The 11,293-nt window shown below is 57.1% G+C and carries 12 protein-coding genes and 1 pseudogene; 3 read left to right on the top strand and 10 right to left on the bottom strand.

Annotation, left to right across the window (positions count from 1 at the left end; all coding sequences use genetic code 11):
* The first annotated feature begins 79 nt into the window (after nucleotides 1-79).
* Nucleotides 80-277 carry a transposase gene (locus ASC75_RS26070; RefSeq protein ID WP_151652619.1) on the top strand — a complete coding sequence of 66 codons (198 nt, stop codon included), beginning with the start codon at nucleotides 80-82 and terminating at the stop codon, nucleotides 275-277.
* A gap of 169 nt (nucleotides 278-446) precedes the next feature.
* Here the strand turns inward: ASC75_RS26070 and ASC75_RS14020 are convergent, their stop codons facing one another.
* The 4 genes from ASC75_RS14020 to ASC75_RS14035 form a co-directional block, all read right to left on the bottom strand.
* The gene (locus ASC75_RS14020) at nucleotides 447-1,178 is read right to left on the bottom strand and encodes an amino acid ABC transporter ATP-binding protein (protein WP_041544187.1); all 732 of its coding nucleotides are present in this window, start codon (nucleotides 1,176-1,178) and stop codon (nucleotides 447-449) included.
* 67 nt (nucleotides 1,179-1,245) lie between these two features.
* Nucleotides 1,246-1,938: an ABC transporter permease subunit gene (locus ASC75_RS14025; RefSeq protein ID WP_011578820.1), complete on the bottom strand. Its 693-nt coding sequence runs from the start codon at nucleotides 1,936-1,938 to the stop codon at nucleotides 1,246-1,248.
* Nucleotides 1,939-1,940: 2 nt separating this feature from the next.
* Entirely contained in the window at nucleotides 1,941-2,672 is a 732-nt protein-coding gene (locus ASC75_RS14030; protein ID WP_011578819.1) for an amino acid ABC transporter permease, read from the bottom strand.
* A gap of 63 nt (nucleotides 2,673-2,735) precedes the next feature.
* Nucleotides 2,736-3,647: an amino acid ABC transporter substrate-binding protein gene (locus tag ASC75_RS14035; protein WP_011578818.1), complete on the bottom strand. Its 912-nt coding sequence runs from the start codon at nucleotides 3,645-3,647 to the stop codon at nucleotides 2,736-2,738.
* A 292-nt stretch (nucleotides 3,648-3,939) separates the two neighbouring features.
* Between ASC75_RS14035 and ASC75_RS14040 the strand changes: the two genes are divergently transcribed.
* Nucleotides 3,940-4,869 carry a LysR substrate-binding domain-containing protein gene (locus ASC75_RS14040; RefSeq protein ID WP_235923467.1) on the top strand — a complete coding sequence of 310 codons (930 nt, stop codon included), beginning with the start codon at nucleotides 3,940-3,942 and terminating at the stop codon, nucleotides 4,867-4,869.
* 151 nt (nucleotides 4,870-5,020) lie between these two features.
* On the opposite strand, the gene bhcD is transcribed toward ASC75_RS14040, so the two are convergent.
* The 6 genes from bhcD to ASC75_RS14070 form a co-directional block, all read right to left on the bottom strand.
* Nucleotides 5,021-5,986, bottom strand: a complete 966-nt coding sequence (bhcD, locus tag ASC75_RS14045; RefSeq protein ID WP_011578816.1) for an iminosuccinate reductase BhcD — start codon at nucleotides 5,984-5,986, stop codon at nucleotides 5,021-5,023.
* A 58-nt stretch (nucleotides 5,987-6,044) separates the two neighbouring features.
* Entirely contained in the window at nucleotides 6,045-7,208 is a 1,164-nt protein-coding gene (gene bhcC / locus ASC75_RS14050) for a 3-hydroxy-D-aspartate aldolase BhcC (RefSeq protein WP_055976388.1), read from the bottom strand.
* Between the two features lie 10 nt (nucleotides 7,209-7,218).
* On the bottom strand, nucleotides 7,219-8,166 hold the full coding sequence (gene bhcB, locus ASC75_RS14055) for a beta-hydroxyaspartate dehydratase BhcB (RefSeq protein WP_055976391.1): 948 nt from the start codon (nucleotides 8,164-8,166) through the stop codon (nucleotides 7,219-7,221).
* Nucleotides 8,167-8,181: 15 nt separating this feature from the next.
* Entirely contained in the window at nucleotides 8,182-8,607 is a 426-nt protein-coding gene (locus ASC75_RS25590) for a RidA family protein (protein ID WP_011578813.1), read from the bottom strand.
* 79 nt (nucleotides 8,608-8,686) lie between these two features.
* A complete protein-coding gene (locus tag ASC75_RS14065) occupies nucleotides 8,687-9,982 on the bottom strand; it encodes an FAD-binding oxidoreductase (RefSeq protein ID WP_055976397.1) in 1,296 nt (431 codons plus the stop codon).
* Nucleotides 9,983-10,058: 76 nt separating this feature from the next.
* Nucleotides 10,059-10,406: a RidA family protein gene (locus ASC75_RS14070; protein WP_011578811.1), complete on the bottom strand. Its 348-nt coding sequence runs from the start codon at nucleotides 10,404-10,406 to the stop codon at nucleotides 10,059-10,061.
* A gap of 772 nt (nucleotides 10,407-11,178) precedes the next feature.
* On the opposite strand from ASC75_RS14070, the pseudogene ASC75_RS26075 reads away from it, so the two are divergent.
* Nucleotides 11,179-11,293, top strand: a pseudogene (locus ASC75_RS26075) (IS6 family transposase); the annotation flags it as partial.

Here is an 11,293-nt window from a genome sequence, read left to right on the forward strand (position 1 = left end):
GGAAAACGATGACGCTTATAGCGGGGCGTCGTAACATCGGGCGGCGGGTTCGGGCTCATGCCGCTAAATACCGCCGCACATGTTAAGGCGACGCTACCGCTGGGCGTCCCCGTGCCGCTTCTTCAACTACAGTACTGTCGAGATCGGCAATAGCGCCACCGAACAGGCGATCCGGCCAATCGCATTCGGCTCTAAGGACCGGTTGTTTGCTGAAGCGGACAAGGGCGTCGCTCTCGTCGCTCATCGAAACCGCGAAGCTCAACGGCTATTGCCGTAGTACATCGCCCAGCACCCTCACCGGACGTTTACCAGGCACTCTGGTGTCGGCTTCCCCTCGTATCTCTGACGCCTCCGCGATCGACGTGAAAGAAGGAATCACAGTCGATTCACGGGGCACAAAGACTATGAACGATGTAGGTAATTGAGGGTTTGGGCGGTCGGATGCATTAGTGCGATAGTATTTTCGAAAGAAACATTTGCGCTCGCTCACTTCGAGGAGTGCCGAAAAAGTCACTCTTCGTCGCATCTTCGACAATTTCGCCCTTGTCCATAAAAATTACGCGGTCTGCTACCTTCTTCGCAAACCCCATTTCGTGCGTGACAACCATCATGGTCATCCCTTCCTGCGCGAGTTCGACCATAACGTCGAGCACTTCGTTGATCATCTCAGGATCGAGTGCTGAGGTGGGTTCATCGAAAAGCATGCAAATCGGGTCCATGACAAGCGCACGCGCAATCGCCACGCGCTGCTGCTGGCCTCCCGAAAGCTGGCCAGGGAATTTTTCCGCGTGCGCCTTCAGCCCAACTCGATCAAGGAGTTTCATAGCCTTTGCCATCGCCTCATCGCGGCGCCGGCCAAGTACCTTCATCTGACCCAGGCAGAGATTCTCATAAATTCGGAGGTGGGGAAAAAGTTCGAAATGTTGGAAAACCATACCCACCCGGGAGCGAAGCTTCGTAAGATTCGTCTTCTTGTCAGTAACTTCAACCCCGTCGAGAACAATTCTCCCCTCTTGGATGGGCTCCAAGGCATTAACGCATTTAATGAGCGTTGATTTCCCGGACCCGGATGGACCGCAAATCACGACAACTTCGCCCTTGTTGACGTTTGTCGAACAATCCGTCAGCACGCGAAAAGACTGCCCGTACCATTTGCTAACATGGCTGAGTTCGATCATGGCTGCTCCTTCGAGCGGACGCGAGGTGTTGGGGGACACTTGGGATTGGATCGTAGCAGACATTTGATCACCGTATGATTGCTGTGCGCGCTTCGAGGCGCTTGACCAGGAAGGAGGCGGCGAATGAGATCACGAAGTATATGATCGCCGCGAAGAGATACATTTCCACAAGGCGACCATCGCGCTGTGCGACTTTAGAAGCAGCACCGAGGAAGTCTGTCAGCGAAATGACATATACGAGAGATGTATCTTGAAAGAGGATGATCGTTTGCGTCAACATGACCGGCAGCATATTGCGGAATGCCTGCGGCAGAACGATATAGCCCATCACCTGTGAGTAGTTTAACCCTATTGCATACCCGGCGCCGGTCTGTCCGCGAGGGATCGACTGGATTCCGGCTCGCATGATTTCTGAGAAGTATGCTGCCTCGAAAAGGGTGAACGTGATGAGTGCCGACGCAAATGCGCCCACGGCGATCGGCTGGCTCGCTCCGATGAGCCAGGCCCCAATATAGGGGACGAGGAAGTAGAACCAGAAAATTACAAGTACGAGCGGAAGAGACCGCATCAGGTTCACGTACCCGCCGGCGAGTGTCGACAAGGCTTTGATCGAGCTAAGCCGCATGAGTGCTAGGAGGGTTCCAAGCACGATCCCCCCGATGGTGGCGAGCGCGGTCAGTAGCAGCGTGAAACGCATGCCATCCCAGAATAGATAGGGAAGAGAACGGGCGATGACGTCGAAGTCAAAACTATAGAACATCGTTAACGCCCCGCAGTATAGCCAGGTACAGCAACCCGGTGTTCAAGGTAGCGCATCCCGATCGTTACCAGGATGTTGACAGTGAGATAAAGGACAGTCGCGACGGTGAACGCCTCGAATATCTGAAAGGTGAATTCCTGCATGGCTCGGGCGCGGGCAGTGAGTTCTACCAGTCCGATCGTGAGTGCCACCGACGTATTCTTGATCGTGTTCAGGAACTCAGACGTCAGTGGAGGCAGGATGATCCGAAATGCCATTGGCAGCAGAACATATCGATAGGTTTGCGGTGTCGTAAGCCCGATTGCGGCACCCGCCAGCTTCTGACCACGGGGCAGTGAGCTGATGCCCGCACGGAGCTGTTCCGCGACTCGTGCCGACATATAAAAGCCGAGCCCCAAGACCGTCGTCCAGAACGCCGAATTTGGCAACGCTTTCAACCAGTTGCCCATGCTTTGCGGTAGCAGTTCAGGCAACACGAAATACCAAAGGAAAAGCTGTACAAGGAAAGGAATGTTGCGAAACAATTCCACATATGCGCTCGCAATCCTTTGGGCAGGCCCGGACGGCATCGTCCGCATCACCCCGACGACAAGACCCAGTGCCAGCGCAAGAAGCCATGCACCTACTGCGGTGACTAGCGTTACTTGCAGACCCCGCAACAGCATTTCCAAGTAACTACCCGACCCATCCAGCGATTGCTGGAAGAGAATTCCCCAGTTCCAGTTATAGTTCATAGAGCCCTCCGTACGCTCCAAGCCTCATGGCGACGTTCTTTCGCCATGAGGCAGTTGTTGGAATTATTGCAGGTAGGAGGCCGTGTCGGCGGAGTCGGAAGGGTTCTCGAACGCGCGCTTCAATGCCGGGTCAAGCGGGACGTTCAGGTTAAGCCCGCGGGGCGGGATGGCCTGGTTGAACCACTTGTTGTAGATATCCAGCATCTCCGGGCTCTTGTAGAGCGCGGCGGTCGCGTCATCTACGAGTTCCTTGAACTCCGCGTCGTCGCGACGGAGCATGATTGCATAGGGTTGGGGATTGGAAAATGCATCCTGCGAGATTGCATAGCCGGACGGATCGCGCGACCCGGCAACGAGCGAGGCCAGCAGAATGTCGTCCATCACGAATGCTGCCGCACGACCCGTTTCGACCATAAGGAACGCTTCCGCATGGTCGTTTGCGGCAATGATGTTCATGCCGAGTTGCTGCGCCGTATTCACTTCGTTCAGCTCTTGGATATTGACCGTTCCGGATGTCGACACGACTGACTGGCCTTTGAGGTCGGCAATCGAGTTGAGATTGCTCGATTTCTTGGCAACGAACCTGTTTGCAGTCAGAAAGTATGTATTGCTGAACGCCACCTGCTTCTGGCGCTCTGCAGTATTGAAGGTTGAGCCGCACTCGAGATCAACGGTCCCGTTTGCGATCAACGGGATGCGCGTTGCCGAAGTAACGGGGTTAAATCGCACCTCAAGCTTATCAAGCTTGAGCCGCTCTTTGACGGCGTCGACGACCTTCAGGCAGATATCAACAGCATAACCGACCGGCTGCTGCTTGTCGTCGAGATATGAGAAGGGCACGGACGAGTCGCGGTTGCCGACCGTGATCACTCCTGTGTCCTTGATCTTTTTCAGCGTTCCGGTGAGATCATCTGCCGACGCACCACCACACATTGCTGTCATGACGACTGCAAAAGCACAAAGTTTCTTCAACATCGTATTCCTCCAGAGGTTGCAATTAGAAAGAGATAGCTGGCTGCTGGTTTCTTGGTCGCGTTGCAGACCCATGTGGCGGATGTTCAATATCCAATTGGTACGTTGCCTTGCGACTGCTCCCAAACAGAAAAGGCACCGGCCACGACACACCGCCTCACAACACGGTCAGTCGCATGTGACGTTCACGCAAACCATTTTGACCGTCGCTGCCTCTTCCTAGAGGGTATAATAAATGCGATAGGTGACTGCCGGTCAAATGCATTATAGCGGCCGATCTATGTGCAAATATTATATGATGGAGAAGATTATGCTGAAGCATAGGCAGGTGGAGGCGTTCCGCGCGGTCATCATCAGCGGTTCAGTGTCGACTGCGGCGGACATTCTCGGAATCACTCAACCTGCGGTCAGTCGGCTCGTGAAAGATTTGGAATACGAGACGCGCTTGAATTTGTTCGAACGCTCTGGAGGTCGACTTGTTGCAACCGGCGACGCGATGGCACTCTATCGCGAGATCGACCGCTCATTTGTTGGACTTGAGCGTATCGCCGGCTTGGCGCGCGATTTGAGAGAAAGACGAGGAGGTTCTCTGCGCATCGCGGCACTGCCGGGACTAGCAAACGGGTTCCTGCCGGCCTTTGCCGCAGGTTTTCTTGCCAAAAGGCCATCGTTAAATATGTCGCTTCACGGCATGAATTCTCATCTCGTCCTCGAATGGATCAGCACCGGCCATTGTGATCTCGGAATCGTCGAGAACACGCAACTCACCAACGTCACCATCGAAGAACTGCCACCCTGCGATATGGTAGCGGTGCTCCCTCTCCAACACCGGCTCGTGGAACGCGAGCGAATCGTTCCCGAGGACTTTGACAATGAGGATTTCATCTCACTCATACAGCCGTCGGTAATGCATGTCATGGTCGATGCCATAATGCGCGAGCGAGGAATAATCAGACGTATTAAGGCTGAAACTCCACTCTCCATGATTGTTTGTGGTATGGTTTCAGCAGGATTCGGCGTTTCGATCGTCGATCCGTTTACTGCCGATAGATATTCTTCATCTTTGGTAGTTCGGCCAATCGATCCGCCAATCTCTATCAATTGGACAATCGTGCTACCGACGCACATAAAAGCGTCTTCGATTACGAACGAGTTTATAGTCGAGTTTCGAAAAAGCTTTCGAAATTTTCTTTCGGAGCGATCGACTTCAGCAAAGCTTGCCTAGCCGTATGTTATCCTCATCGTCATGAACGACTGATATCGCGAAAATGGGTTTGGGGGCACATTCTTCAGCGCGGTCACTACAGAGTGCGGGCTGATCTGGCAATCCAAGTCCGACGTCAAGCCATCTCCCTCAATGTCAATCGCGCGCAGAACTAAAGCTCCACTTCCAGGGCGAGCCCTCGCGCCCGAGCAATATCCACCGCAACTGACGCCACCGCGAGATCCTGGAGGCCAACGCCCGTGCCGTCGAACAACGTGATCTCCTCCGGCGAGGTCCGCCCCGGCGCCAGGCCGGCGATCACCGCGCCGAGCGGCGTGATGTCGCCGGTCGCGATCAATCCCTGCGCCACCGCGTGCTGCGCCTCACCGATGGTGACGGACTGTTCAACCTCATCGGCAAAGAGCCGAGCGCGTGGGAAAAGAGCCGCCTCTACTTCCTGCTTCCCTTTAGTGTCGGTCCCCATGCAAGCGAGATGGGTTCCTGGGCGAATATGCCCGGAAAGAAGAATCGGTGCGAAGCTGGATGTGATCGTGATGATGACATCGGCCTGTGCCCCGAGTTGTGGCAGGTCGACCACCTCGAAAGGCAGGCCGAGTTCGACCGCCGTGTCGGCCAGCCGCGACAGCATTTCGGGGTGCAAGTTCCAACCAACCACCTTGTCGAATTTGCGCGCCCGCACTGCGGCGCGCATCTGGAAGGCGGACTGGTGACCGGCCCCGACCATGCCGAGCACGCGGGCGTCGGGGCGGGCCAGATGCTTGATCGACACCGCCGAGGCGGCGGCCGTGCGCAGCGCGGTCAGCAGGTTACCGCCGACCGCCGCCTTGATCCGGCCGGTGTCCGGGTCGAACAGCAGCACCGTGGACTGGTGGTTGGTCAAGCCCTTCGCCATGTTGCCCGGCCAGTAGCCGCCCGCCTTGACCCCAAGGACGAGCCCCGCACTGTCGAAGCCAGCCTTGAAGCCGTAGAGCGCGTCGGCATAGCCGATCGCCTCTCGGATGACGGGGAAGTTACGGGCCTCGTCTCGCGCCATGGCAGCGAAGACGCTTTCGATGGCTTCAAAGACAGCGGCCTCGCTCATGAGGTCGGAGATCAGACGCTCCGGTACGATGATCATGGATTGACTCCTCCAAGAATAACACCGGAGCGCCCAGTTGCGCTTCGCAGGTACGTTCTCAATACGCCTTGCCGCGTGCCGACACCGGCCAGACCGTCTCGACCTTACCGTTGCGCACCCCGACATACCAGTCATGGACGTTGCAGGTCGGATCGCAATGGCCGGGCACCAGCCTGAGCTTGTCGTTGACCTTCAGCACGCCCTTGGGGTCATCGATCACACCGTGCTCGTCGCTGCACTTGATGTATTTCACGTCGTCGCGGCCGTAGATGAAGGGCAGGCCGCTGTCGACCGATTGCGCCTTGAGGCCGGCGTCGCAGATGGCGCGGTCGGGCTTGGCGTGGCTCATCACGCTGGTCAGGATGAACAGCGCGTTCTCCCATTCGCCCTTGTCGATGCGGTGGCCATCCTTATCGAGGATGCGGCCGTAGTCAGCGTCCATGAAGGCGTAGGAGCCGCATTGCAGCTCGTTATAGACGCCCGAGCCCGTCTCGAAATAATAGGAGCCGGTGCCGCCGCCGGAAACCAGTTCCGGCTCCAGCCCGACAGCCTTCAGGCCCTCGACGGCGTCCTTGACCATGGCGATCGCCGCGTCGAGCTTCTCCTTACGCGCCTCATAGCTGTCGATGTGCTGCATCGCGCCCTGGTAGGCCTGGATGCCGGTGAACTTGAGGCCCGGCGCCGCGTCGGCGGCCTGGGCGATCTTCACGACGGCGTCGGTCGAGGTGACGCCGCAGCGGCCGGCGCCGCAGTCGATCTCCACGAAGATTTCGAGCTGCGTGCCGTGCTTTTCGGCGGCAGCAGACAGGTCAGCGATGTTGGCAACGTCATCGACGCAGACGATGATGCGCGAGCCGAGCTTGGGCAGGCGGGCCAGCCGGTCGATCTTGGCCGGGTCGCGCACCTGGTTCGACACCAGCACGTCCTTGATGCCGCCGCGCACGAAGACTTCCGCCTCGCTGACCTTCTGGCAGCAGACGCCGACCGAGCCGCCGAGCCTCTCCTGCAGTTTCTGCACGTCAACCGACTTATGCATCTTGCCGTGGCTGCGATGGCGCATACCGTTCGCCTTGGCGTAATCGCCCATCTTGCGGATATTGCGCTCCAGCGCGTCGAGGTCGAGGATCAGGCAGGGCGTCTGGATCTGGGATTCGTCCATGCCGGGGACCGCCGGCACGTCGAAACCGACGTCGAGTTGTTCAGTTTGAGTCGTCGCGTTCATGCTCTTCTCCTCAGTTCCACGGTAATTTGTCGAGATCCACATTGCCGCCCGTCACGATCACGCCGACGCGCTTGCCGGCAAAGACATCAGGGTTCTTCAGGATGGTCGCCAGCGGCACGGCGCTGGACGGCTCCATCACGATCTTCATGCGCTTCCAGATCAGCTTCATCGCGTCGACGATCTCCTGCTCGGAAGCCGTCAGGATGTCGGTGACGTTGTTCTTCACGAAATGCCAGGTCAGTTCCTTCAGCGGCACTTTCAGGCCGTCGGCGACCGTTTCTGGCGCGTCGTCGGCGATGATGCGGCCGGCCTTGAAGCTACGGTAGGCGTCGTCGGCCTGCTCGGGCTCGGCGGCGTAGATCTTTACGCCGGGCGCGAGATTGGAGAGCGTCAGGCAGCTTCCCGACACCATGCCGCCGCCGCCAATCGGCGCGAGCACGGCGTCGAGACCGTCGACCTGCTCGATCAACTCGGCAGAGCAGGTCGCCTGCCCGGCGATGACACGATGGTCGTTATAGGGATGCACGAATTCCGCGCCGGTCTCGGCAACAACCTCGGCAAAGACGGCCTCACGCGACGAGGTTGACGGCTCGCATTCGACGACACGACCGCCGTAGCCCCGGACCGCATCCTTCTTAGCCTGCGGCGCGGTGCGCGGCATCACTACGGTGCAGGGAATGCCGCGCCGACCAGCTGCATAGGAAAGGCAGGTTCCGTGATTGCCGGACGAGTGCGTTGCAACACCCTTCTTCGCCTGCTCGTCGTTCAGGCCAAACACCGCGTTCGACGCGCCGCGCGCTTTGAAGGCCCCAGCCTTCTGAAGGTTCTCGCACTTGAAGAAGAGTTCGGCGCCAGCAAGTCCATTGATGAATGTCGATGTGAGAACGGGTGTGCGATGAATATGGGGTTCGATTAAGGCTCGTGCTGCAAGCACGTCGGTAAGATTCGGAATGTACATATCCAAGCGCGCTCCTTACGCTGTAATCGCTGCGGCGCCTCGATCGGTATCGCTCGGATCGAGAGCAACAGCATCAAGTTCGATGAGGTATCCATGATGAAGCGCCGGCACTGGAACGACCGACCGGGCAGGACGCGCTTCACCGAACGCCTTGGCATATGCTGCGTTGAAGCTGCTCCAATGCTCGACGCCGACGATGTAAGCTGTGACTTTCACGACATGAGAAGGCGTCGCACCAGCCGCCTCGAGTACGGCCAGCAAATTCCGGAGAACGAGACTGGCCTGGTTATCGAAGAGATCGTCAGATTGCTCCGACTGGCCTTCTGGTTTGATCGGAAGCTGACCGGAAACATGAATGAATCCACCCGCTCGGGCCGCCTGACTGTAGTGACCCAAAGGCTTCGGGGCGTGACTCGTTAATATGTGTTCTATTTGCGCCATTTCGCGTCTCCGAGGTGATTGCGAGGTGCAGATTGATCTTGACACCGGCTCTGCGCTGTACTCACGACCGCGTAAGTACTTAACTTGCCGGACCCGTTTGCTTGGATTTGCCAATACCAAAGCGGTTTGGTGCGAAGGGCGAAATGTCGATTGAGGTCTTTTCGCCTGCGAGGAGCTCTGAGACGAGCGTTGCGGTCATCGGCGCCCCTGTCATGCCGAGATGACCATGGCCGAAAGCATAGATTACGTCGGGTGTCCGGGTTGCCCGGCCAATCACGGGGAGCGAATCCGGGATGCTCGGCCGGAACCCCATCCATTTGGAATATCGTTCTTCAGAACTCGCAGGCGCGAGGGCTGGAAGAAGTTTTCGAGCGTGCGTATAGAGCACATGCGCACGTTTCCAGTTAGGAGCGGCTGTGAGCCCAGCGAACTCAACCGTACCCGCCACGCGAAGCCCCATTTCCATAGGTGTCGCGATGAATTTTCCTGACGCATCGGTCGTCGGAATGCGTGGAGCGGCTTCCGGATTCGCGATGACGATATGATATCCACGTTCGGTATCGAGCGGGATGTCATCGCCTAGCGAATTAGCAAGTGATTTCGAGTGTGCGCCGGCTGCGACAACCGCTGCATCAACGGCCAGAACGCCGTTCGTGGTTGTAATGCCTTTAAGCGCCCTACCTTCAGTCTCAAAGCCGATGACACGCGCAGATACGAATTCGCCACCGTTCGCGATAAAACGCCGAAACAAGAGGGTCACGAGCCCTTGCGGATTAATCGTGTGACCGTTCTCTTCTATAAGAATGCCCTTGGTAAACGCATGCGACAAGTTCGGATCGAAATCCCGCAACGCATCGGCGCTGAGGATCTGCGTGCGAACACCGTTGAGACGCCGCAGTTCCCAACCTCCGCGGTCCTTGGCGAAGTCTGCTTCTCCACGATATACGGTCAGATGACCTTCATGGCGGATCAGATGGCTCGCATCAGCCTCCTCCGCCAATGACTTGATCAGAGGCACCGTGGACTTGATGAGATTGCGGAGTGCTTTCGCCTGCTCCTTCACCTTGTTTGGTCTTCCGGCTAACAGAAAGCGAATCAACCAGGGCATGATGGTTGGAAAATAGCTGAACCGGATTGACAACGGCCCCATCGGGTCAAGGAGCCACTTCGGCACGCTCGTCAAGTTTCCCGGCATGGACATAGGGACGACGGATGAGCCGTTGAAGCATCCGGCATTCCCAAACGATGCACCTTCGCCAGGAGGGTTCGGGTCAATCAAGGTGACTTTGAATCCGCGGCGCTGAAGCATCAGCGCCGTGCATACGCCGACGATTCCGGCTCCAGCGATGCCTACTTTTTTGTGGTTCTCAGACATAGGATGCTCCCGCGGAGCCGACAGTCTCTCGCTGCCTAGCCACCGTTTCGCGGTAGGTGATAAAATTCGGCGTGCCTTACCTTGCTGCGGTAACGACGATTTCGATCAGGACGTCCTGGCCAAGATCTGAAACCCCTATCGTCGCACGCGCGGGCAAATCCTGTGCGTCGAGCCAAGAAGTCCAGACGTCGTTCATCTCTTGCTTCAGGTTCATGTCAGTGATGAACAAGGTCGCGGAAATTAGTTTCGTCTTGTCGGTTCCCGCTTCTGCGAGGAATTTGTCGAGCTTGGCACAAACTTGCGTCGTTTGGGCCCGCATCGAGGCGCCCTTGAGTTCATCGGCCAGCACGCCACCGAAGTAAATCACATCAGCATATTCAACTGACCGATGCATGATTGGTGTTCTGTCTCGACGTGTGATCATCGTCTTGCTCCTGCATTCATGGAATCGTGCCAACTACAGGTCGCGCTGTAGGCAGGATTCGGTGTTAGGCACTGCAGCTACGTCCGGCTCCACACCTCAGCCCTGGCTGCCTTCATGCCGCCTATATGCATAATATTTCAACATGATAACGCTTAGTCAAATGCCAATTATTGCGCTATCTATAATCAAATATTATATTATCGACGGAGGTTAGAAATATCGTTGACGCTGAACGTAAATGATAAAAGCCCAATCGATGCGTAGCTGCGAAGAATGAGCGTCATTGAGGGGAGCAAGTGTATTATCAGCTTACGAGCATCGCCCCCGGAGCGGGTGGGGGCCGAATTCCCAGCCCTGCATGCGGCTAGTCTCTACGACGCAGCAATGCTGGTTCGCACCTTTAGAAATGCCTGGCGACTCTGAGCCGGAGCTGCACGAAGGGTTCTGGATCTGGCTCGGCGGATTCAAAGCGGCTACGCTCTAAAAATCCTATGCATGAGGCGGTGTAAGCTGTTTGGACCGCTACTGTCGAATGAGGTGCATGGGGTAAATGGAAGCATGACTTCCGCCTGTGGCATAGGTGGCAATCTCAGTCATTCTGCAGGCGCACAGCTCAAGGATCTGCGTGCCGTCATGCTCCCCCAACCGGTGTTAGGATAGGATGAATTGAGGCGGCCTCGCATTTTGGCGCGGAGAGAGTACACCTCGCTGGAACAATGACGGAGGCGTCGCCTTAACCGGCTGGTGCGGATCGAGGCAATAGTCTATCGGCATGACTGACGATGCGTCCGCCCGATACAAACGCCACCGCTTTCCAGCCGAGATCATCGCGCATGCGGTATGGCTCTATTACCGGTTCCCGCTGAGCCTGCGCGATATCGAAGACC

The organism is Aminobacter sp. DSM 101952 (assembly GCF_001424795.1).
Taxonomy (GTDB): domain Bacteria; phylum Pseudomonadota; class Alphaproteobacteria; order Rhizobiales; family Rhizobiaceae; genus Aminobacter; species Aminobacter aganoensis.